The 20,221-nt window shown below is 59.7% G+C and carries 22 protein-coding genes; 12 read left to right on the forward strand and 10 right to left on the reverse strand.

Features of this window, described 5'->3' with window-relative positions; all coding sequences use genetic code 11:
• The first annotated feature begins 140 nt into the window (after positions 1 to 140).
• From ACNYC6_RS10655 to ACNYC6_RS10685, 7 genes are all read left to right on the forward strand, one after another.
• Positions 141 to 518 carry a hypothetical protein gene (locus tag ACNYC6_RS10655; RefSeq protein ID WP_419712943.1) on the forward strand — a complete coding sequence of 126 codons (378 nt, stop codon included), beginning with the start codon at positions 141 to 143 and terminating at the stop codon, positions 516 to 518.
• Positions 519 to 690: 172 nt separating this feature from the next.
• Entirely contained in the window at positions 691 to 1,323 is a 633-nt protein-coding gene (locus ACNYC6_RS10660) for a TetR family transcriptional regulator (protein WP_419712266.1), read from the forward strand.
• 208 nt (positions 1,324 to 1,531) lie between these two features.
• On the forward strand, positions 1,532 to 2,032 hold the full coding sequence (gene ureE / locus ACNYC6_RS10665; RefSeq protein WP_419712267.1) for an urease accessory protein UreE: 501 nt from the start codon (positions 1,532 to 1,534) through the stop codon (positions 2,030 to 2,032).
• Complete coding sequence (locus ACNYC6_RS10670) at positions 2,029 to 2,703, forward strand: urease accessory protein UreF (RefSeq protein ID WP_419712268.1); 675 nt, start codon at positions 2,029 to 2,031, stop codon at positions 2,701 to 2,703. Before ureE ends, ACNYC6_RS10670 begins: the two co-directional genes overlap by 4 nt.
• A gap of 23 nt (positions 2,704 to 2,726) precedes the next feature.
• On the forward strand, positions 2,727 to 3,341 hold the full coding sequence (gene ureG / locus ACNYC6_RS10675) for an urease accessory protein UreG (RefSeq protein ID WP_419712269.1): 615 nt from the start codon (positions 2,727 to 2,729) through the stop codon (positions 3,339 to 3,341).
• A gap of 29 nt (positions 3,342 to 3,370) precedes the next feature.
• Positions 3,371 to 3,943 carry a HupE/UreJ family protein gene (locus tag ACNYC6_RS10680; RefSeq protein WP_419712270.1) on the forward strand — a complete coding sequence of 191 codons (573 nt, stop codon included), beginning with the start codon at positions 3,371 to 3,373 and terminating at the stop codon, positions 3,941 to 3,943.
• Positions 3,944 to 4,085: 142 nt separating this feature from the next.
• Positions 4,086 to 5,219 carry an AGE family epimerase/isomerase gene (locus ACNYC6_RS10685; RefSeq protein WP_419712271.1) on the forward strand — a complete coding sequence of 378 codons (1,134 nt, stop codon included), beginning with the start codon at positions 4,086 to 4,088 and terminating at the stop codon, positions 5,217 to 5,219.
• An 88-nt stretch (positions 5,220 to 5,307) separates the two neighbouring features.
• Here the strand turns inward: ACNYC6_RS10685 and ACNYC6_RS10690 are convergent, their stop codons facing one another.
• The 9 genes from ACNYC6_RS10690 to ACNYC6_RS10730 form a co-directional block, all read right to left on the reverse strand.
• The gene (locus tag ACNYC6_RS10690) at positions 5,308 to 6,069 is read right to left on the reverse strand and encodes an SDR family oxidoreductase (protein ID WP_419712272.1); all 762 of its coding nucleotides are present in this window, start codon (positions 6,067 to 6,069) and stop codon (positions 5,308 to 5,310) included.
• A 242-nt stretch (positions 6,070 to 6,311) separates the two neighbouring features.
• Complete coding sequence (locus tag ACNYC6_RS10695) at positions 6,312 to 6,560, reverse strand: hypothetical protein (protein ID WP_419712273.1); 249 nt, start codon at positions 6,558 to 6,560, stop codon at positions 6,312 to 6,314.
• 337 nt (positions 6,561 to 6,897) lie between these two features.
• Entirely contained in the window at positions 6,898 to 7,614 is a 717-nt protein-coding gene (locus ACNYC6_RS10700) for an ABC transporter ATP-binding protein (protein ID WP_419712274.1), read from the reverse strand.
• Entirely contained in the window at positions 7,611 to 8,483 is an 873-nt protein-coding gene (locus ACNYC6_RS10705) for an ABC transporter ATP-binding protein (protein ID WP_419712275.1), read from the reverse strand. Before ACNYC6_RS10705 ends, ACNYC6_RS10700 begins: the two co-directional genes overlap by 4 nt.
• Positions 8,480 to 9,763, reverse strand: a complete 1,284-nt coding sequence (livM, locus tag ACNYC6_RS10710; RefSeq protein WP_419712276.1) for a high-affinity branched-chain amino acid ABC transporter permease LivM — start codon at positions 9,761 to 9,763, stop codon at positions 8,480 to 8,482. The genes ACNYC6_RS10705 and livM overlap by 4 nt, the downstream gene beginning before the upstream one ends.
• 3 nt (positions 9,764 to 9,766) lie before the next feature.
• Positions 9,767 to 10,681, reverse strand: coding sequence for an ABC transporter permease subunit (locus ACNYC6_RS10715; RefSeq protein ID WP_046819754.1), 915 nt, complete (start codon positions 10,679 to 10,681; stop codon positions 9,767 to 9,769).
• A 171-nt stretch (positions 10,682 to 10,852) separates the two neighbouring features.
• Complete coding sequence (locus ACNYC6_RS10720; protein WP_338584448.1) at positions 10,853 to 11,986, reverse strand: ABC transporter substrate-binding protein; 1,134 nt, start codon at positions 11,984 to 11,986, stop codon at positions 10,853 to 10,855.
• 363 nt (positions 11,987 to 12,349) lie between these two features.
• On the reverse strand, positions 12,350 to 13,633 hold the full coding sequence (locus ACNYC6_RS10725; protein WP_419712277.1) for an NAD(P)/FAD-dependent oxidoreductase: 1,284 nt from the start codon (positions 13,631 to 13,633) through the stop codon (positions 12,350 to 12,352).
• A gap of 98 nt (positions 13,634 to 13,731) precedes the next feature.
• Positions 13,732 to 15,222, reverse strand: a complete 1,491-nt coding sequence (locus ACNYC6_RS10730) for an aldehyde dehydrogenase family protein (protein WP_419712278.1) — start codon at positions 15,220 to 15,222, stop codon at positions 13,732 to 13,734.
• A gap of 176 nt (positions 15,223 to 15,398) precedes the next feature.
• On the opposite strand from ACNYC6_RS10730, the gene ACNYC6_RS10735 reads away from it, so the two are divergent.
• From ACNYC6_RS10735 to nadE, 3 genes are read left to right on the forward strand one after another with little or no spacing between them, the layout of a single operon-like run.
• Positions 15,399 to 16,337 (forward strand): LysR family transcriptional regulator, encoded by a 939-nt coding sequence (locus tag ACNYC6_RS10735; protein ID WP_419712279.1) that lies wholly within the window; start codon positions 15,399 to 15,401, stop codon positions 16,335 to 16,337.
• A 40-nt stretch (positions 16,338 to 16,377) separates the two neighbouring features.
• Positions 16,378 to 17,604, forward strand: a complete 1,227-nt coding sequence (gene pncB / locus ACNYC6_RS10740; RefSeq protein ID WP_419712280.1) for a nicotinate phosphoribosyltransferase — start codon at positions 16,378 to 16,380, stop codon at positions 17,602 to 17,604.
• Positions 17,605 to 17,608: 4 nt separating this feature from the next.
• Positions 17,609 to 18,436, forward strand: a complete 828-nt coding sequence (gene nadE, locus ACNYC6_RS10745) for an ammonia-dependent NAD(+) synthetase (RefSeq protein WP_338584443.1) — start codon at positions 17,609 to 17,611, stop codon at positions 18,434 to 18,436.
• A 156-nt stretch (positions 18,437 to 18,592) separates the two neighbouring features.
• Here the strand turns inward: nadE and azu are convergent, their stop codons facing one another.
• A complete protein-coding gene (azu, locus tag ACNYC6_RS10750) occupies positions 18,593 to 19,039 on the reverse strand; it encodes an azurin (RefSeq protein ID WP_419712281.1) in 447 nt (148 codons plus the stop codon).
• Between the two features lie 344 nt (positions 19,040 to 19,383).
• Between azu and ACNYC6_RS10755 the strand changes: the two genes are divergently transcribed.
• Both ACNYC6_RS10755 and ACNYC6_RS10760 read left to right on the forward strand, forming a co-directional pair.
• The gene (locus tag ACNYC6_RS10755) at positions 19,384 to 19,971 is read left to right on the forward strand and encodes a TIGR00730 family Rossman fold protein (protein WP_419712282.1); all 588 of its coding nucleotides are present in this window, start codon (positions 19,384 to 19,386) and stop codon (positions 19,969 to 19,971) included.
• A gap of 68 nt (positions 19,972 to 20,039) precedes the next feature.
• Positions 20,040 to 20,219: a hypothetical protein gene (locus ACNYC6_RS10760; RefSeq protein WP_419712283.1), complete on the forward strand. Its 180-nt coding sequence runs from the start codon at positions 20,040 to 20,042 to the stop codon at positions 20,217 to 20,219.
• Positions 20,220 to 20,221 lie beyond the last annotated feature (2 nt).

Consider the following 20,221-nt stretch of genomic DNA (forward strand, 5'->3'; position numbering starts at 1 on the left):
AAGCCACGGTTTACAAGGCCTGCAGAGAACAATCAATTCCGTTGATTATTAACATTGCGTTTATGAACTTTTATATCGACTTATCGAGAGTAGCATTGCCCTCGTACCCAATTTATCGCCCTCCTACGGAGCAACCGATCATGAAACGCCAACTTCTGCTTAGCCTTACACTCTCTATGCTGGCCAGCACGGCTTTCGCACTGCCAGCCGCTGACCAGGCCACTCCGCAAGTTAAAGATAACCACTCGGTGTTCAGCCAAACGGTTGCTGCCGATGGTTCCGATCGCACCCCGGGCCAAACCCTGGCTGAAGGCGGTAATGATCGCCTGAAAGAAAAAAACCTGATCACTGAAGATGGTTACGATCAAACCAAACAAGGCCAGACTGTTGCTGCTGACGGCTCCGATCGCACGCCTGGCCAAACCCTGGCCGCTGACGGCTCCGATCGCACCCCAGGTCAAACGCTTGCCGAAGGCGGTGGTGACCGTGTAATCGAACGCAACAGCACTATGAGCTGAGCCCATGGTGGCCCTGAAAAAAAGCCCAATCACCGGATTGGGCTTTTGACATTCTGGCCTTTCGCTTTATAGACGTTGCATCTCCTCGCCTGCCCCCCCTATCTCCGTTCGACGCCGGCAAAGCCGATTTGCTAGAGTGCGCCGCTGTCATTCTTCAGAAAACGCCCTTGCGATGCTGCCCCGCGCCGAACAGAAACAACAAACCCGCAACGCCCTGATGGACGCTGCCCGTCGCCTGATGGACGGCGGCCGAGGATTCGGCAGCCTGAGCCTGCGCGAAGTGGCGAAAACCGCCGGGATCGTTCCCACCGGTTTCTACCGGCACTTCGCCGATATGGATGAACTGGGCCTGGAGCTGGTCAGCGAAGTTGGCCAGACCTTCCGTGAAACCATTCGCTTGGTGCGGCACAACGAATTCGTCATGGGCGGCATTATCGATGCCTCGGTGCGGATCTTTCTCGACGTCGTCAGCGCCAACCGTTCGCAGTTCCTGTTTCTGGCCCGCGAACAGTACGGCGGCTCGCTGCCAGTGCGTCTGGCCATCGGCCGTCTGCGCGAAGTCATCAGCTCGGACCTCGCGGCGGACCTGTCGTTGATGCCCAAACTGCAACACCTGGACATCGCCGGTTTGAGCGTCATCGCCGACCTGATCGTCAAAAGCGTGTTCGCCACGTTGCCCGACATCATCGACCCACCGGCAGAAGCGCTGCCGGAACACCTGACAGCCCAGGCAAAAATCACCCAGCAGCTGCGCTTCATCTTTATCGGCCTGAAGCATTGGCAAGGCCTGGGCAGCACCGAGTGATGCATCAAAAGATCGCACCCTCCGGGCAGCGATCTTTTTTGAGCGCTACAAATTAGTGCATACAAAAACCGAAGCGCACCAATATCAACCAAAAATCACAGCGCCTCGCGCCTCGCCCTACGCCTCCTTCAGGCATTTCCTACGCATCGCCGCGATTGGCAAGCCCCTTGCTCTAGCCTGAGCAATGTCCATTGCTGGAAGCTTTCTGATGCTGGTGATTCATCGCAGAATCGACCCTCAACCCGTCTGGGCCGCCGAATTACACCTGACCTTCGAAGCCCGGAGCAAAAGCCGTTTGCGCTGTTTCAGTGCCGAGGGCGAAGACGTCGGGTTGTTTTTGGAGCGCGGGCAAGCGCCGCTGCACGACGGTGAATGTTTGCAGGCCGAAGACGGACGCATCGTCCGCGTCTGCGCCCGTCCGGAACAACTGCTGCACGTCACCTGCGCCAACGCCTTCGAACTGACCCGCGCGGCCTATCACTTGGGCAATCGTCATGTTGCCCTGCAAGTGGGAGATGGCTGGTTGCGCCTGCTCGACGATTACGTGCTCAAGGCCATGCTCGAACAATTGGGCGCCCATGCCGAAAACATCGAGGCACCGTTCCAGCCGGAACACGGTGCCTACGGCGGCGGCCATCATCATTCGCGTCACGGCGATGAAGATTTCAACTATCCACCGAAGCTGCACCAGTTCGGCGTGCGCCTGTGAACCCTGCATGGGCATTGCTGCGCCTGGCCAGTCCGCAATTGCCGATTGGCGGCTACAGCTATTCCCAAGGCCTGGAAATGGCGGTTGAGAACGGTCGCGTCCACGATCCAGACAGCGCGCGGCGCTGGATCAGTGATCAATTGCTGCTCAACCTCGCCCGCTTCGAAGCCCCATTGCTGCTCGCCCATTGCGTAGCGGCGGCCGAGGAAAACTGGAGCGAACTGCTGCAACGCTGCGAAGAGCACCGCGCCAGCCGGGAAACCCGCGAACTGCATCAGGAGAGCCGGCAGATGGGCTACTCCTTGCAGCAGTTGCTCAACGGCCTGCCGGAGCTCGATGCAGCGGCGCGTGCCTTTCTTGAGCAACGTCCCGAACCCCACCTGGCGCTGGGCTGGGCATTGGCCGCCCGCGCCTGGCAGATCAGCCCGCAGGATGCGCTGGCCGCGTGGCTCTGGAGCTGGCTGGAAAACCAATTGGCGGTGCTGATGAAAACCCTGCCACTGGGCCAGCAAGCCGCCCAACGCCTGACCAGCGAACTGCTGCCGCTGCTACAACAAGCCCAGCAGGACGCCAGCCACATCAACCCCGAACACTTTGGCAGCGCCGCGTTTGGCCTGTCCTTGGCGTGCATGGCCCATGAGCGCCAGTACAGCCGTCTGTTCCGTTCCTAGGACCCCCTATTTTGGAGAATCACATGAACACACAACCTCTGCGCGTCGGCATCGGCGGCCCGGTCGGTTCCGGTAAAACTGCCCTGACCCTGGCCCTGTGCCTGGCCCTGCGCGAGCGCTACAACCTGGCCGTCGTCACCAACGACATCTACACCCGCGAAGACGCCGATTTCCTGGTGCGCAACGAAGCATTGGCGCCGGAACGGATCATCGGCGTGGAAACCGGCGGTTGCCCGCACACGGCGATCCGCGAAGATGCCTCGATCAACCTCGAAGCGGTGGACCAGCTCAACCGCCGCTTTCCCGGCCTTGACCTGATTCTGGTGGAGTCCGGTGGCGACAACCTCTCGGCCACCTTCAGCCCTGAACTGTCCGACCTGACCATCTACGTGATCGACGTTTCCGCCGGCGACAAGTTGCCGCGCAAGGGTGGGCCGGGCATCTGCAAATCCGATCTGCTGGTGATCAACAAGATCGACCTCGCACCGCTGGTAGGCGCGTCGCTGACCCTGATGGACAGCGACACCACGCGCATGCGCAACGGCAAGCCGTTCGTCTTCAGCAACCAGAAAACCGGCGAGGGTCTGGAAAAGATCATCGCCTTCATCGAACGCCAGGGCTTGCTGACCGCAGCCTGATTACGACTTATCAACAAGGAAGCCAATCCATGACACTGAAACGTATTCTGGGCGCCATGGCCCTGCTGCTGACCCCGGCCATCGCTTTTGCCCACCCGGGGCACGGCGACAACGGCTTGATCGCCGGCATCAGCCACCCGATCGGCGGCCTCGACCATTTACTCGCAATGCTGGCGGTCGGCCTATGGGCGGCGCAGCAACAAGGCGCGGCGCGCTGGGCGCTGCCGTGCACATTCGTCGGCACCATGCTGCTTGGCGGTTTGCTGGGTTTTGAAGGGTTGAACCTGCCGGCGCTGGAAAGCGGGATTGCCGCGTCGGTGCTGGCGCTGGGTCTGGCTGTGGCCTTGGCGGTGCGTCCGCCGTTGAGCCTGGCGGTCGGCGCCACGGCGTTGTTCGCGTTGTTCCACGGCGTCGCCCATGGCCTGGAATTACCGGACATGTCGAGCCCTTGGCTGTATGCCGCAGGGTTTGTCGCGGCGACAGCGGCATTGCACGCGGCGGGTTACGCGGTGGTGCGGGTATTGCCGCAGGCGGCGGCGCCGTTGGTTCGATTGGCGGGTGCGGCTTCGGCGGTGACCGGGGCCTGGTTGCTAGCAGGCTGACTCTTTACTGCTTGTGATGGCCTGATCGCTGGCAAGCCAGCTCCCACAGGGATTTGCACTTAACCTGTGGGAGCTCAGACACCACCACTCTCAGGCCTGCTAACATGTCGCGCAATCGCCCCTGCCGTGACGACGCCAGCCAATGCCGCATGTTTCCCGCTCCGCCTCCCAGCCTGAACTGACCGCCCTGTTCGCTTCGGTGCAACAGCACTTCCAGGACGTGATCGTGCCGCTCTGGCAAGGTCCCGGCTGGAATACCGAGATGGCGCTGCCCTATGAGGCGCTGGACGCCGAGCATCAACCGCTGCCACCTCAACGCTACCGGGCCATGGCCTGTGCGCGGCAGTTGTATCTGTTTGCCAGTCTGATTGGCCAGGTGCCGGATGCCGAAGAGCGTGCGGCAGCGCTGTTCCGCTCCTTGCAGCGACACTTTCACGATGCCGAGCACGGCGGCTGGTTCTACAGCATCGACCCGCACGGCGCACCGCTGGATCAGCGCAAAGACCTCTACACCCATGCCTTCATTCTGTTCGCCTGCGCCCATTACTGGGACAAAGTCCGCGAGCCGTTGGTGGAGTCGGTGCTCAACGCCGCCCTGGAAGTGATTGCCCGGCGATTTGCAACGGGTGATGGCCTCTATGAAGCCAGCCTCGATCGCGACTGGTCGTCGCTGAACAGCGGACCGCTGCAGAATCCGTTGATGCACTTGGCCGAAGCCTTCCTCGCCACGCTGGCGGTACGCGAAGACCTGGGCGTCCAACGGGCACTCGTCGAGTTATGCACAGCCATGCAAAAGCGCTTCATCGATCCGCAACATGGCGTGCTGATGGAAAAACCGCTGGGAGCTGTGGATAACTGGTTTGAGCCGGGCCATCAGTTCGAATGGTATTTCCTGCTGGAGTCATCTGAGCTGCTGCGCGGTTCGAAACTGCATGCTTCGCTGGAACGTGCCTTCGCTTTCACCGAACAACTGGGTGTCGATCAACAAACCGGCGCCGTGCGGGCCATGCTTGACCTGGGCCCGGATGGCGGCGCTCGAGACGCCACCCAGCGGATCTGGGCGCAGGCCGAGTACTTGCGTGCATTGACGTTGCGGCCGGACAGCGAAGCCGAGGTGCTGCGCCAATTACAGGCGTTGCAGCAACGCTCGCTGCATGCCGGTGGCTGGTATGAATGCCGTGATGAGCAAGGTGAAGTCAGTCGTCGGGATATGCCGTCGACCACGCCTTATCACTTGGCGACTTGCTATCGCGGGCTGGCCGAGTACCTCGGCTGATATCGCCTTTCGCAAGCAGGCTCGCTCCTAAAAGGATCGCGCTGAACCTGTGGGAGCGGGCATGCCCGCGATTGGCCGTTACACGCTATTAAGACTTACGCTCGATAGCAAACCCGGCCCAGGTCTGGCTGACCGGCATCAATTCCAGACTGTTGATGTTGATGTGCGCCGGCGCATTGAGAACCCAGAAAATGGTGTCGGCGATGTCTTGCGGCTGGATCGGCTCGGCACCGGCGTACGTCGCGTTGTAGCGCTCCTGATCCCCGGCAAAACGCACCAGCGAGAACTCGCTTTCGCACAGGCCCGGCTCGATGTTGCTGACCCGCACGCCCGTGCCCTGCAGGTCGCAGCGCAGGTTCAGGGAGAACTGTTTGACGAATGCCTTGGTGGCGCCATACACATGGCTGCCCGGGTACGGATAATTACCGGCGATGGAGCCCAGGTTGATGATGCCCGCACCACGACCGTGAGCGATCAGGCGCGGCAACAACAGGCGAGTGCTGTACATCAGGCCTTTGACGTTGGTGTCGACCATGGTGTCCCAATCGTCCAGGTCGCACTTCGGTGCAGGGTCAACGCCCAGGGCCAGGCCGGCGTTGTTGATCAGCCCGCGCAATTTGGCGAAGGACGGTGGCAGGTTGGCAATGGCCTCTTCCATGGCCTTGCGATCACGCACATCGAGCACCAGGCCATGCACTTCAGTCTGCTTCGACAGCTCGGCACACAATGCATTGAGGCGTTCTTCACGACGACCGGTCAGCACCAGTTTCCAGCCAGCCTCGGCAAAACGACGGGCACAGGCTTCACCAAAACCGGAGGTCGCGCCGGTAATAAACAGGGTGTTGGACATCGTGTTCTCCTTGCGTCGGCTGATGCTCAGCCATGGGAATAGACAATCAGCAGGCAGCATGCCCGGCCTTGCTCATACGGGCAACCACTGCACAACCTGTACAAAAAACGATCAAATCAAGCGACACCTTAGCCTCCGTGGCTTGCAGCCATGTGCGCGCACGTTATCCACAGCCCCATCCACACATTCCGGGGGCAAGTGAAAAAGCTGAAAGCCGCTATCCACAAGGCTTTGCGAGGCGTTTAAAACTTTTTTGCTTGACCCTGACGGACCGGCTGTGTAGCCCATGGCAATTTTCCCGACCTGCCGGTCAAACCGGCGATGGCCGCAAGCCAGTAACCACGGCCTTCAGCCGAGTCTTTCCAGAGTTTAATCACAGACTTATCCACAGGCTTGTTCAGCGCAGTTCGCTGCACTTTCGTCACCCAGAAAAAGGTTGACAAACCCACCCTGAAGCCACGCAAAAACACCTGATCAAAAAACAACCGCATCGCTGGAGGCCACGGATTGAAAGGCTCTCAGCCAGCTACTCCCACGTTATTCACAGCCAGCTCCACAGCAAACGGGGACAAGTCAAAACCGTGACAAAACAACTATTTGCAGCGGCTTTATGTCGCGGTTTGGAAGCTTGTGGAATTTGTTTTCCACAATTTTACTTTACGTCGCAGCGCCGCTCTTGTAGGAGCTGCCGGAGGCTGCGATCTTTTGATCTTGATCTTAAAGATCGCAGCCTCGTTTCACTCGACAGCGCCTACAGCAGCTCCTACCGAGTGCGAAAAAAAACGCCCTGACGTTTAGCACGTCAGGGCGTTTTTTTACCGCTGAGGACTAATGCCCGCCGAGATAGGCGTTACGCACATCCTCGTTGACCAGCAACTCCTTGCCAGTACCCGTCATGCGAATTTCGCCGTTGACCATCACGTAGGCACGGTCGGACAGGCGAAGGGCGTGGTTGGCGTTCTGCTCCACCAGGAAGATGGTCATGCCGGTTTGCGCCAGTTCGCGCAGGGTGGCGAAGATCTGCTTCACCACGATGGGTGCCAGACCCAGGCTCGGCTCATCAAGCAGCAGCAGTTTCGGCCGGCTCATCAACGCACGGGCGATGGCGAGCATTTGCTGCTCACCGCCCGACATAGTCATCGCCCGTTGGGTACGCCGTTCTTCGAGCCGAGGAAACAGCTTGAACATGCGCTGCATGTCTTCCTTGGCGTACTTGTCGCCAATCGGAATGGTGCCCATCAGCAGGTTTTCCTCGACGGTCATGTCGGGGAACACCCGCCGCCCTTCCGGCGATTGCGCGATGCCGTTGGAGGCGATGTAGTGCGAGGATTTGTGGGTAATATCCACGCCCTGATAGAGGATCTGCCCGTCCGCCGCCCGCGGCTGACCGAAGATCGACATCAGCAGGGTCGACTTGCCGGCACCGTTGGACCCGATAAGGCTGACGGTTTCGCCTTCGTTGATGTGCAGCGACACGCCTTTGAGCGCCTGGATCGGGCCGTAGAACACGTCCAGATCCTTGAGTTCGAGGATGGGTTGGGTCATACCACTTCCTCTTCGTCAGCGCCCAGGTAGGCGGCAATCACTTTCGGGTCGTTGCGGATGTCGTCGGGACCGCCCTCGGCGATGACGACGCCGTGGTCCAGTACCACGATGTGGTCGGAAATACTCATAACCATGCCCATGTCGTGTTCGATCAGCACCACGGTCAGATCGTGCTCGTCGCGCAGCAGCCGGATCATCGCGCTCAGCGCTTCGGTTTCCTGAGGGTTGAGGCCGGCGGCCGGTTCGTCGAGGCAGATGATCTGCGGACGGGTGCACATGGCGCGGGCGATTTCCAGACGACGTTGCTGACCGTAGGAAAGCTCACCGGCCAAGCGGTTGGCGCAGTCCACCAGGTCCACCACTTCCAGCCAGTAGAACGCATGATCGAGCGCATCGCTCTCGGCCTTGCGGTAGCCCTTGGTGTTGAGGATGCCGGCCAGCAGGCTGCGGTTGACCCACATATGTTGGGCTACCAGCAGGTTTTCCAGTACCGACATCTCCTTGAACAGGCGAATGTTCTGGAATGTCCGCGCCAGCCCGGCACGATTCACCAGGTGGGTGCCGCCGAAAGCCTTGTAGTACAAACGACTGGCGAACGATTTAGGCGAGACGAAATCGGTCGGTTTGAACGATTCGCCCAGCAGCTTGATGACGTTGGTCTGCTCACCACGCACATTGAGTTCGATCTTGCCGCCGGAGGCCTTGTAGAACCCGGTCAGGCAGTTGAACACCGTAGTCTTGCCCGCACCGTTGGGGCCGATCAGGGCAAAGATCGAGTTACGCTTGACCTGCAGGCTGACGTCGTTCAACGCCTTGATGCCGCCGAAGTGCATCATCAGTTTTTCGACACTGAGTACGACTTCGCTCATGGCGCTACTCCTTTACGCGGGGTCACACCGGTACGGCTGATCCGAATCAGGCCGCGCGGTCGCCAGATCATCATCAACACCATCAGGATGCCGAACAGCAGCACGCGGTATTCGGCGAAGCCACGCAGCAGTTCCGGGGCGACGGTCAGCACAAAGGCCGCGATCACCACGCCGATGGTCGAACCCATGCCGCCGAGTACCACGATGGCGAGGATCAGGGCCGATTCGAAGAAGGTGAACGAGGTCGGGTTGACGAAACCTTGATAGGTGGCGAAGAACACGCCGGCCAGACCCGCCGTCGAGGCACCGATGGTGAATGCCGAGAGCTTGACCAGCACGTGGTTCAGGCCCATGGAACGGCAGGCGATTTCATCTTCGCGCAGCGCTTCCCAAGCGCGGCCCACAGGCATGCGGGTCAGGCGATGCTTGATGTACAACACGGCCAGGACCACCAGGAACAACACCGCGTAGATGAAGTAGTACTTCACGTCCGGGTTGTAGGCGATACCGAAGAACTCATGGAACGGTATGCCGCCGTCTTTCGCCCGCTTGCCGAATTCCAGGCCGAAGAACGTCGGCAGTGGTGCCGCCATGCCGTTCGGACCGCCGGTCAGCGACAGCCAGTTGTTGAGGATCAGGCGGATGATTTCACCGAAGCCCAGGGTCACGATCGCCAGGTAGTCACCGTGCAGGCGCAGCACCGGGAAGCCGAGGATGCAACCGGCCAGCCCCGCCGTGATTGCCGCCAGCGGCAGCACCGTCCAGAAACCCAGCCCCAGGTACTGATAACCGAGCGCCAGGCCGTAGGCACCGATGGCGTAGAACGCCACGTAACCCAGGTCGAGCAGGCCGGCCAGGCCGACCACGATGTTCAGCCCCAGGCCCAGCAGTACGTAGATCAGCCCGAGGATGACCACGCCCAGCAGGTAGGAGTTGGAGAAGAACGGGAACACCACGGCGATGACGATCATCAGCGGGATGATCCAGCGCAACCGGGACTTGTAGTCAGGCGCCAGTACATGGACCCCGGAACCGGTGGACTCAAAACCTTCGAGGATTCTCAGGCCCTTGGGGGTTTGCAGGAACATGCTCAGGGCAAAGCGACCGGCCATGACGATGGCGACAATCCACGCCACCCGGGTGGTTTCCAGGTTGAAGCCATAGCCATCGAGAACGACGCCCACAATCGGCCCGAACACAATCAGGGCGATGAGGCCGGCAAGAATCGCGTCAACCAGACTTTTTTTGATATCAATGGTTTTTTTAGTGGTTGAAGACATCGCTTACACCTTCGACACAAGAGGACGGCCGAGCAGGCCTTGGGGCCGAAAGACCAGAACGAGAACCAGCAGCGAGAAGCTGAAAACGTCTTTGTAGTCCGAGTTCACCAGACCAGAGAACAGCGACTCGGAAATCCCGAGAATGATCCCGCCGAGCATGGCGCCAGGCAGCGAGCCGATCCCGCCGAGCACCGCGGCGGTGAACGCCTTGATCCCGATGATGAAGCCGGCATAGAAGTCGAATGTGCCGTAGTTCATGGTGATCAGTACGCCGGCCAGGGCCGCCATCGCTGCACCGATGATGAACACGTAGGAAATCACCCGGTCGGTGTTGATCCCCAGAATCGAAGCCATCTTGCGGTCTTGCTGGGTTGCACGGCACATGCGGCCGAGCTTGGTGTACTTGATGATGTAGGTCAGCGCGGCCATCCCGACAAACGCGGCGACCAGAATGAAGACCTTGGTGTAGGTCAGCTGCACGAAACCTGTGCCGACCTCGACACGCCACGCACCCGTCAGCAACGTGGGAACGCCTTGTTGCTTCGCACCCTGGGCGATCTGTGCGTAGTTTTGCAGGATCAGCGAAATACCGATGGCGCTGATCAGCGGTGCCAGTCGGGTGGAGTTACGCAGGGGTTTGTAGGCGACACGCTCGATGACCCAGCCATACACCGCCGTGACGACGATGGTGAAGATCAGGGTGCCGAGCATCAGCAGCGGGAAGGATTCGATACCGAAGTAAGCCAGCAGAGCCAGACTGATCGCCGCGAGGTAAGCGGAAATCATGTAAACCTCGCCGTGGGCGAAGTTGATCATGCCGATGATGCCATAGACCATTGTGTAGCCGATGGCGATCAGGCCATAGACCGACCCGAGGGTCAGGCCATTGACCAGTTGCTGCAGGAAAATACCATCCATAACGCAATCTCACGCATTTGAGAGACTGCACAGAAGCCGGGTGCGACAGACCGGGGTTCAGCCGCCGGCGCAACACGGTTGTGTGCAGCTCTACGAGAAAAGACAGGTACTGCACGGACATGTTTCAGGATTGCCCGGCGCACAAGGCGCCGGGCAAATCAGCTGCTCATATCACTTCTGTTTTTCCAGTTGGTGGTATTTGCCGTCCTTGTCCCACTGGTAAACCACGTAGTCGGAGACTTTCAGGTCACCCTTGCTGTCCCAGGTCTTCTCGCCCATGACGGTCTTGACCGGGTTTTTCTTCAGCCAGGCAGCCGCTTCTTCGCCCTTGTTGGATTTGGCACCGTTGAAAGCGGCAGCCAGGGTTTGCACCGAAGCGTAGGCATACAGGGTGTAGCCTTCAGGTTCGGTACCGGCCTTGCGGAATGCGTCCACCACGGCCTTGCTGTCTGGCAGCAGGCGTGGGTCGGCGCCGAAGGTCATCAGCACGCCGTCAACGAATTGCGGGCCGCCAGCAGTAGTCACCAGCTCGTCGGTCACGATGCCGTCGTCGGACATGAACTTGACGTCTTTCAGACCTTGTTCGCGCAGTTGACGCACCAGTGGACCGGCTTCCGGGTGCAGGCCACCGAAGTAGACGACGTCAGCGCCGGCACCGCGGATTTTGGTCACGATGGTGCTGAAGTCTTTCTCGCCACGGGTCAGGCCTTCATACAGCACTGGCGTTACGCCGCGCTTGACCAGTTGAGCCTTGGTGGCGTCAGCCAGGCCTTGGCCGTAGGTGTCCTTGTCGTGCAGCACGACAACCTTCTTGCCCTTGAGCACGTCAACGATGTAGTCGCCGGCCACGATGCCTTGCTGGTCGTCACGACCGCACATACGGAACATGGCGCTCAGGCCGCGTTCGGTAACCTGCGGGTTGGTAGAGCCCGGAGTGATGGCGATGATGCCCGCTTCGTCGTAGATCTCGGAGGCCGGGATGGTCGACGAGGAGCAGAAGTGACCGACCACGCCGGCAACTTTCTGGTTGGTCAGGTCCTTGGCGACCGTCACAGCCTGTTTCGGTTCGCAGGCGTCATCGCCCTTGACCAGTACGATTTTCTCCCCGTTTACGCCGCCCGCTGCGTTCACCGCATCGGCTGCTGCCTGTGCACCCTTCATGTACTGCTCGCCAAATGCTGCGTTGGCGCCCGTCATTGGACCCGCTACGCCGATTTTCACATCAGCTTGAGCAAACGCAGAAACACCCAACGCAGTAGCCACTGCGAGGGCCAGAAAGCCTTTCTTGTAAAACGTCTGGGACATGAGGTGGTGCTCCAAGGTTTTTTTTAATTGGCACTGCGACTTCACTGAATGCTCAGAGCAAGGGCCGTGCCATCGGTTTTTTATTCTGAAAAAAGTCGCTGCTTTATTGTTATTTCGACTGTTTCTTACCCATTTTCATTGGGCGTGCAACCGTCTAAACCGCGGAAGGTGAAACCGCATTTTTTTCGAGGCGCAACCCCACTGCGCCATCATTGCAACCGCGGCACCAAACGGCGTGCAACCAGCCTGTAACAACGTACGTCACCGAACTGCACACTGCTGGTGCGGGACTGCTACAACCCGCACCATTACAGGCTAGCTGCTGAACGAAAAAGCGCCGCTCCCCGCAACAAATTTCAACAATCAGATCACGATCCGCAGGCACTGGCCTGCGTGATACAGCGAAAAACCTGCCTCGTACAAACAGCTGCGCAAGCCCACCCCGGCCAGTGGCTGCATGGGCGCGAAGGGAATCGGTAGCGCCTGAGGATTTCCGTTACACACGTAATCGGCAAAGGCTTTGCCGACGACTGTTCCTGTGGTCACTCCTCGACCGTTATAGCCGGTGACTGCCACTAAACCGGGCGCCGGCTCGAACAGGCGCATCAGATGATCGGGGGTAAACGCGATGCAACCGGTCCAGGTGCACTCCCATTCCACCGGTTTGAGGTAGGGGAAATAATGCTGCTGGACGCGATCGGCCCACGCCTTTAGGAACCAGGCTGGCTTCTGATTGCCATTACCCAGACTGCCAAGAAGCAGGCGCCCGTCCTTATCGCGACGAATACTGCTCAGGACTTGACGGGTGTCCCAGGAACCCTGGCCGCCGGGCAGAATTTGTTGCGCGGCGTCTTCGGTCAACGGCACCGACGCCACTTGATAGTAATAGCCGGGAAAAAAATTGCGCCGCAGCTCGGTCCAGGCGCCCTCGGTGTAGGCGTTGGAGGCGATCACCACTTGCTCGGCCAGTACCGAACCCTGAGCGGTTTGCACCGACCAGCGCTGGCCCTGTCTTTCGAGTTGGGTCACCGGTGAATGATCGAACAATTGGCCGCCGAGGCCGATAGCCGCTTTGGCCAGCCCCGTGGTGTAGGCCATCGGGTTGAGGGTGCCCGCACGCCGATCGAGCAATGCAGCGGCGATTTTCCTGGTTCCGGTAGCGTGTTCGCAGGCTTGTCCGGTGAGCAATTCCACCGGCGCACCACGACGCTTCCATTGCTCTTCACGACTGCGCAAGTCCGCTTCGCCACGGGCGTTGTGCGCCATGTGCAGCGTGCCTTCGCGGCGCAACTGGCAATCGATGTTGTACTTGTCGACCAGGCTGAACACCAGCGACGGCGCCGCACCCAGCATGCGGTTGAGCTGGCTGCCGACTTCGCTGCCAAACCCGGCTTCGATCTCGTCCGGTGGAATCCACATGCCGGCGTTGACCAACCCGACATTGCGCCCCGATCCGCCATGCCCGGCGCGATGGGCTTCGAGCACACAAACCGTCTTGCCCTGCTCCAGCAAATGCACCGCCGCCGACAGCCCGGTGAAACCGGCGCCGATGACGCAGACGTCGACCTTTACTTCCCCCTTGAGCGCCGCGTTGTCAGGCCTTTGCGGCGTCAGTTTTTCCCACAGACACTCTTCGCGTAACGGCATTGCCAGACTCCAACAGAAACCTAACCAACACACCATTTACCTGTGGGAGCGGCGCACCGCCGCTCCCACAGTGATCTTCATGGGTTCAAAGGATGCATTTAGTCAAACGTAATACCCTGCGCCAACGGCAACTCCAGCGAGTAGTTCACGGTGTTGGTCTGACGACGCATGTAGCCGCGCCAGGCGTCGGAGCCCGACTCACGACCACCGCCAGTTTCTTTCTCTCCACCAAACGCGCCGCCGATTTCAGCACCGCTCGGGCCGATGTTGACGTTGGCAATGCCGCAGTCGCTGCCCACCGCCGACATGAACTGCTCCGCTTCACGCACGTCGGTGGTGAAGATGCACGAGGACAAGCCTTGTGGCACGGCGTTGTTCAGGCGCAGCGCTTCGTTGAAGTCGCTGTAACCGACCACGTAAAGGATCGGCGCGAAGGTTTCGTGGCAGACCACATCGCTCTGCTCCGGCATTTCGACGATGGCTGGCGAAACGTAATAGGCATTCGGGAATTTGTCTTCCAGCTGACGCTTGCCGCCGAACACCCGGCCACCTTCGCTCAGCGCTTGCTCCAGCGCGTCCTGCATGTTTTCAAAGCTTTGTTTGTCGATCAGCGGGCCGATCAGGTTGCCTTCCAGCGGGTGACCGATGCGTACTTTGGAGTAGGCCGCTTTCAGGCGGGTGACGATTTCTTCCTTGACCGATTCGTGGGCAATCAGGCGACGCAACGTGGTGCAACGCTGACCGGCAGTGCCAACGGCGCTGAACAGGATCGCGCGAACGGCCATGTCCAGATCGGCGCTTGGGCCGAGGATCATCGCGTTGTTGCCGCCCAGTTCCAGAATGCTGCGGGCGAAACGTGCAGCGATTTTCGGCGCCACTTCGCGGCCCATGCGGGTGCTGCCGGTGGCGCTGACCAGTGCGACACGCGGGTCATCGACCAGTGCTTCGCCGGCATCGCGACCGCCAATGATCACCTGGCTCAGGTGCAGTGGCGCATCGCTGAAGTTTTTCAGCACGCGATCGAACAGCGCCTGGCAGGCCAGTGCGGTCAGCGGGGTTTTTTCCGACGGTTTCCAGATCACCGGGTTGCCGCAGACCAGCGCCAGCGTGGTATTCCAGGCCCAGACCGCGACCGGGAAGTTGAACGCACTGATCACGCCGACGACGCCCAGCGGATGCCAGGTTTCACGCATGTGGTGGCCAGGACGCTCGGAGGCGATGGTCAAGCCGTACAACTGGCGGGACAGGCCGACGGCGAAGTCGCAGATGTCGATCATTTCCTGAACTTCACCCAGGCCTTCCTGAGTGATCTTGCCGGCTTCCCACGACACCAACTCGCCGAGATCAGCCTTGTATTCGCGCAGGATGTCGCCCAGTTGACGCACCAACTCGCCACGACGCGGCGCCGGAACCTTGCGCCACAGTTCGAACGCATGATCTGCGCGACTGATGTGCTGCTCGACTTCGGCGGCGCCTTCCCAGTTCACGGCGGCAATCGTGCTGCCATCGATCGGCGAATGCACCGGCACTTTGCCGTTCTGGTACAGGGCCGGATTCACACCAAGACGATCAAGCAATGCGGCAACCATGGGTCACTCCTCAAGCAAAAAACGGAACGGGTGCAGCCGGAAAATCACGGCTGATCAGACCTGTAGTTTTAGCGCCCCCGAGGTTACTCAACAAACGACCATTAAGAGAGATATCATTCCGTTTATTCATGCTGCGCATTGCTGGCAAAAAAGAGACAAGAACAAAAGGACCGCCCATGCTGAACAAACGCTATTTGCCATCGATCGCTGCCCTGCAGTGTTTCGAAGCCGTGACCCGGCATCTGAGCTTCACTCGGGCCGCCGAAGAACTGAACCTGACCCAGAGCGCCGTCAGCAAACAGGTCGCGCAACTGGAAGAGTTGCTGCAGCACCTGCTGTTTCGCCGGGTGCGCCGACGCCTGCAAATGACCCCGGCGGGGGATTTGTACCTGGTAGAAGTACGAAAAATCCTCACACAGGTCGAGATGTCGACCCATTACCTGCGCTCCTACGGCGGCGAAACCGAAGTCCTGCGCGTCTCGACGCCCCCGACCTTCGGCGCACGCTGGCTGGTGCCAAAGCTCAAAGGCTGGCGCCTGCGCCACCCGTCGATTCACCTGGACCTGTGCAGCGAGCAAGAAGCCGATGATCTGCTGCAAGGCCGCAGCGACCTGGCGTTCTACTTCGGCCAGGGTTCACGGCCCGGCACCGAATGCCTGAAGCTGTTCAGCGAAGAACTGGTGCCGGTATGCGCTCCCGGCAGCCTGCCAGCCGAGCCCTTCACCGACCCGACGCAACTCACCGACCTGGTCCTGCTGCAAAACGCCTCGCGCCCCCAGGCCTGGCATGACTGGTTCGACAGTCAGGGCTACCACACCGAGCACAGCTACCACGGCCCGCGCTTCGAAACCTTCTACATGTGCATCCGCGCCGCGCAAGTCGGCTGCGGCGTAGCATTGCTACCGCGCTTTCTGGTGGAAGAGGAACTGGCCGAAGGCAAACTGGTCATTCCCTGGCAGCATGCAATGCCCAGCACCGATGCCTATTACCTGGCGTATCCGGAGCACTCGGCGGAAGTGCCGAAGGTGCGGGATTTTGTGAAGTGGATGCTGGAGCAGGTTGACCACCCCGCGACCACTGACAACGCAAAAAACGCTGGCAATCCTCACCGCTGATATGCGCCACTAGCTCTATTGAATGTGGAGAACCCCCGTTATGAGCGAGAGTGTGTTTGCCGATCGCATCGTGCAGAACCTGCTCGACACCGACTTCTACAAACTGACGATGATGCAGGCGGTGCTGCACAACTACCCGAACGTCGAAGTCGAATGGGAGTTTCGTTGCCGTAACAGTGAAGATTTGCGCCCGTACCTGGCGGAGATCCGTTTCCAGATCGAGCGCCTGGCCGAACTGAGCCTGAGCGCCGACCAATTGAGTTTCCTGGAGCGCATCAGCTTCCTGAAGCCGGATTTCCTGCGCTTTCTCGGGCTGTTCCGTTTCAACTTGCGCTACATTCACACCGGCATTGAAAACGGCGAGTTGTTTATCCGCCTGCGTGGCCCGTGGTTGCATGTGATCCTGTTCGAAGTGCCGATTCTGGCGATCGTCAGCGAAGTGCGTAACCGCTATCGCTACCGGGAAATCGTCCTGGAGCAGGCCCGCGAACAGCTCTACCGCAAGTTCGACTGGCTCACCGCCAACGCCAGCAGCGACGAATTGTCGGAATTGCAGGTAGCCGATTTCGGCACGCGCCGGCGCTTTTCGTACCGCGTGCAGGAAGAAGTGGTGAACGTGCTCAAGCACGATTTCCCCGGCCGCTTCGTCGGCACCAGCAACGTACACCTGTCCCGGGAACTGGACATGAAGCCGCTGGGCACCATGGCCCATGAATGGATCATGGCTCACCAGCAACTCGGCCCGCGCTTGATCGACAGTCAGATTGCCGCCCTCGATTGCTGGGTCCGCGAGTATCGCGGTTTGCTGGGGATCGCCCTGACCGACTGCATCACCATCGATGCCTTCCTAGGCGATTTCGACCTGTTTTTCGCCAAGCTCTTCGACGGCTTGCGTCATGATTCCGGCGATCCTGTGCTGTGGGCGGAAAAAGCCATCGCCCACTACCACAAGCTCGGCATCGACCCGATGAGCAAGACCCTGACCTTCTCCGACAGCCTGACGCTACCCAAGGCACTGGAAATATTCCGGGCACTGCGCGGCCGGATCAATGTCAGCTTCGGCATCGGCACCAACCTGACCTGTGACATTCCGGGTGTCGAACCGATGAGCATCGTGCTTAAAATGACCGCCTGCAACGGCGCGCCGGTGGCGAAGATCTCCGACGAGCCAGGCAAGACTCACTGTAAAGATCCGAATTTCGTCGCCTATTTGCGACACGTTTTCCAGGTTCCTGCCGCCCTTTCCAGCACATCAAGCAAGGAGTGAATTCATGCAAGCCGTACAGCGTGAGATTGCTGAGCAGCTCAAGGTTCAACCGCCGTTCGCCGACGACGCCGCCCTCGAGGCCGAAGTCGCCCGACGCATTACCTTCATCCAGGACTGCCTGGTCAATTCCGGGCTCAAGACGCTGGTGCTGGGCATCAGCGGCGGTGTCGATTCCCTGACCGCCGGCCTGCTGGCCCAGCGCGCCATGCGTGAACTGCGCCAGCGCACAGGTGACGGCAGCTACAAGTTCATCGCCGTGCGCCTGCCGTATGAGACCCAGTTCGATGAACACGATGCCCAGGCTTCGGTGGATTTCATCAACCCGGACGAACGCCACACCGTGAACATCGGCCCGGCGGTCAAATCCCTGGCCAATGAAGTGGCGGCGTTCGAAGGCAAGCACGCGGTCTCGGTGGATTTCGTGCTCGGCAACACCAAGGCGCGGATGCGCATGGTCGCCCAGTACACCATCGCCGGGGCGGCCCACGGCCTGGTGATCGGCACCGACCACGCGGCGGAAGCGGTGATGGGGTTCTTCACCAAGTTCGGTGATGGCGCCTGCGACCTGGCACCGCTCAGCGGCCTGGTGAAAAACCAGGTCCGGGCGATTGCCCGCAGCTTTGGTGCACCGGAGTCGCTGGTGGAAAAAGTCCCGACTGCCGACCTCGAAGATCTGTCGCCGGGCAAGCCGGACGAAGCGTCCCACGGCGTGACCTACGCCGAGATCGACGCTTTCCTGCATGGCCAGCCGGTGCGTGAGGAAGCGTTCAAGATCATCGTCAGCACTTACAACAAGACGCACCACAAGCGTGTGATGCCATTCGCGCCGTAAGCTGCACCCTGGCTCTGTAGGAGCTGTCGAGTGAAACGAGGCTGCGATCCTTTGATTTTGTTCAAGAGCAGGATCAAAAGATCACCGCCTGCGGCAGTTCCTACAGGTACAAAAGAAGCGTCCCATGTGGACGCTTCTTTCATGTGCGCTATTCGATTACTTCAGGGTAACCGTACCTTTCATCATCGAGATGTGACCCGGGAACGAGCAGAAGAAGCCGTATTTCTCAGCAGGGTCCAGCTTGGACACGTCGAAGGTCACCGAGTCGGATTCCTTGGCGCCGATGATCTTGGTGTGCGCGATCACGCGAGCATCGCCTTCCTTCAGATACTGCTTGTCGATGCCGGCGCTCAGGCCGTCGGTGGCGATCGGCTGCATGTCGGCTTCTTTACTCAGCACCCAGTTATGGCCCATGACGTTTTTCGGCAAGCTGCCGGAGTGGGTCAGTTCGACGGTGAAAGTCTTGCAGCTCTTGTCGATCTCAATGGCCTTGGTGTTGAAGGACATTTGGTCAGTGGAGTCAACGGTGACTTTGCACTCGGCAGCCATCAATTGGCTGCTGGCCAGCGTCAGCAGGGATACCGCAACAAGTTTGGCAAACATGGTGAATCTCCAAGGCAGGGTTAGGGAAAAATGCGAATGGACAGAAGACTGCCTGAAAACTTCGCAAGTTCATATGACTTGAATCAAAAATTGTATACAACTTTCGGGCTATGACACCTATCGAAAGAATCTACCAGCCAGGGGTCTGGCCCGGCCCTATGATCAGATCGTCATCAATCAACGGAGCCTCTGTCATGTCCCTCAATAGCTTGTTGTGCAGCTTGCTCGCCGCCTACGCCTGTGGCGCCAGCGGCACTTATGAAACACCCAAGCGGGGAGTTTAGTCCTTGGAGCGCCGAGCACCTGCCTTTACTCTGTGGCCCTGATCGACCATGGAGTCAGGCATGTCTTTAGCATCCGTATGTGTATTTTGTGGGGCCAGCACCGGCACCAACCCGGCTTATCGTGAAGCGGCTGTGGCTTTGGGCCAGGCATTGGCCACGCGCAAGCTGACGCTGGTCTATGGCGGTGGCGCCGTGGGCTTGATGGGTATTGTGGCCGACGCCGCGCTGGCGGCCGGTGGCGAAGTGATCGGCATCATTCCGCAAAGCCTCAAGGACAAGGAAATCGGCCACAGCGGCCTGACCCGCCTGGAAGTGGTCGACGGCATGCATGCGCGCAAGGCGCGGATGGCCGAACTCAGCGATGCTTTTATCGCGTTGCCCGGCGGCCTCGGCACCCTGGAAGAACTGTTCGAAGTCTGGACCTGGGGTCAGCTCGGCTACCACGGTAAGCCGCTGGGCTTGCTGGAAGTGAACGGTTTCTACAGCAAACTCACTGGTTTTCTTGATCACATCGTCGGCGAAGGCTTCGTTCGCGGGGCTCACCGTGACATGCTGCAAGTGAGCGAATCGCCACAGACGCTGCTCGACGCTCTCGATGCCTGGCAACCGAGCGTACCGCCGAAGTGGGTCGAGCAAAAACCCGACTAACGACTTGGCACCGATACAGGGCAGAATACGCGCCGCTCAACCTCACCTTCGACCCCAGAGGATCGCCCATGGCTAAACCCAATTATTCCTTCGCCAAACGCCAGCGTGACTTGGCCAAGGAGCAGAAGAAAGAGGAAAAGCTTCAGCGCAAGAAAGCTACAGCTGAAGAAGCGGCACTGAACCCTGAGGGTGAAGTGGCGGCAGAAGATGATGTTGATGCACCGAAAGACCAGGCGCCCGACGCCTGAGA

Source organism: Pseudomonas sp. NFX224, assembly GCF_048565165.1.
In the GTDB taxonomy this organism is placed as follows: Bacteria; Pseudomonadota; Gammaproteobacteria; order Pseudomonadales; family Pseudomonadaceae; genus Aquipseudomonas.

Excerpts from the sequence above, each read along its gene's own strand:
- ACNYC6_RS10655 (WP_419712943.1), top strand. The coding sequence starts at position 141 with ATGAAACGCCAACTTCTGCTTAGCCTTACACTCTCTATGCTGGCCAGC.
- ACNYC6_RS10660 (WP_419712266.1), top strand. The coding sequence starts at position 691 with ATGCTGCCCCGCGCCGAACAGAAACAACAAACCCGCAACGCCCTGATG.
- ureE (WP_419712267.1), top strand. The coding sequence starts at position 1,532 with ATGCTGGTGATTCATCGCAGAATCGACCCTCAACCCGTCTGGGCCGCC.
- ureG (WP_419712269.1), top strand. The coding sequence starts at position 2,727 with ATGAACACACAACCTCTGCGCGTCGGCATCGGCGGCCCGGTCGGTTCC.
- ACNYC6_RS10680 (WP_419712270.1), top strand. The coding sequence starts at position 3,371 with ATGACACTGAAACGTATTCTGGGCGCCATGGCCCTGCTGCTGACCCCG.
- ACNYC6_RS10685 (WP_419712271.1), top strand. The coding sequence starts at position 4,086 with ATGCCGCATGTTTCCCGCTCCGCCTCCCAGCCTGAACTGACCGCCCTG.
- ACNYC6_RS10690 (WP_419712272.1), bottom strand. The coding sequence starts at position 6,069 with ATGTCCAACACCCTGTTTATTACCGGCGCGACCTCCGGTTTTGGTGAA.
- ACNYC6_RS10695 (WP_419712273.1), bottom strand. The coding sequence starts at position 6,560 with ATGCGGTTGTTTTTTGATCAGGTGTTTTTGCGTGGCTTCAGGGTGGGT.
- ACNYC6_RS10700 (WP_419712274.1), bottom strand. The coding sequence starts at position 7,614 with ATGACCCAACCCATCCTCGAACTCAAGGATCTGGACGTGTTCTACGGC.
- ACNYC6_RS10705 (WP_419712275.1), bottom strand. The coding sequence starts at position 8,483 with ATGAGCGAAGTCGTACTCAGTGTCGAAAAACTGATGATGCACTTCGGC.
- livM (WP_419712276.1), bottom strand. The coding sequence starts at position 9,763 with ATGTCTTCAACCACTAAAAAAACCATTGATATCAAAAAAAGTCTGGTT.
- ACNYC6_RS10715 (WP_046819754.1), bottom strand. The coding sequence starts at position 10,681 with ATGGATGGTATTTTCCTGCAGCAACTGGTCAATGGCCTGACCCTCGGG.
- ACNYC6_RS10720 (WP_338584448.1), bottom strand. The coding sequence starts at position 11,986 with ATGTCCCAGACGTTTTACAAGAAAGGCTTTCTGGCCCTCGCAGTGGCT.
- ACNYC6_RS10725 (WP_419712277.1), bottom strand. The coding sequence starts at position 13,633 with ATGCCGTTACGCGAAGAGTGTCTGTGGGAAAAACTGACGCCGCAAAGG.
- ACNYC6_RS10730 (WP_419712278.1), bottom strand. The coding sequence starts at position 15,222 with ATGGTTGCCGCATTGCTTGATCGTCTTGGTGTGAATCCGGCCCTGTAC.
- ACNYC6_RS10735 (WP_419712279.1), top strand. The coding sequence starts at position 15,399 with ATGCTGAACAAACGCTATTTGCCATCGATCGCTGCCCTGCAGTGTTTC.
- pncB (WP_419712280.1), top strand. The coding sequence starts at position 16,378 with ATGAGCGAGAGTGTGTTTGCCGATCGCATCGTGCAGAACCTGCTCGAC.
- nadE (WP_338584443.1), top strand. The coding sequence starts at position 17,609 with ATGCAAGCCGTACAGCGTGAGATTGCTGAGCAGCTCAAGGTTCAACCG.
- azu (WP_419712281.1), bottom strand. The coding sequence starts at position 19,039 with ATGTTTGCCAAACTTGTTGCGGTATCCCTGCTGACGCTGGCCAGCAGC.
- ACNYC6_RS10755 (WP_419712282.1), top strand. The coding sequence starts at position 19,384 with ATGTCTTTAGCATCCGTATGTGTATTTTGTGGGGCCAGCACCGGCACC.
- ACNYC6_RS10760 (WP_419712283.1), top strand. The coding sequence starts at position 20,040 with ATGGCTAAACCCAATTATTCCTTCGCCAAACGCCAGCGTGACTTGGCC.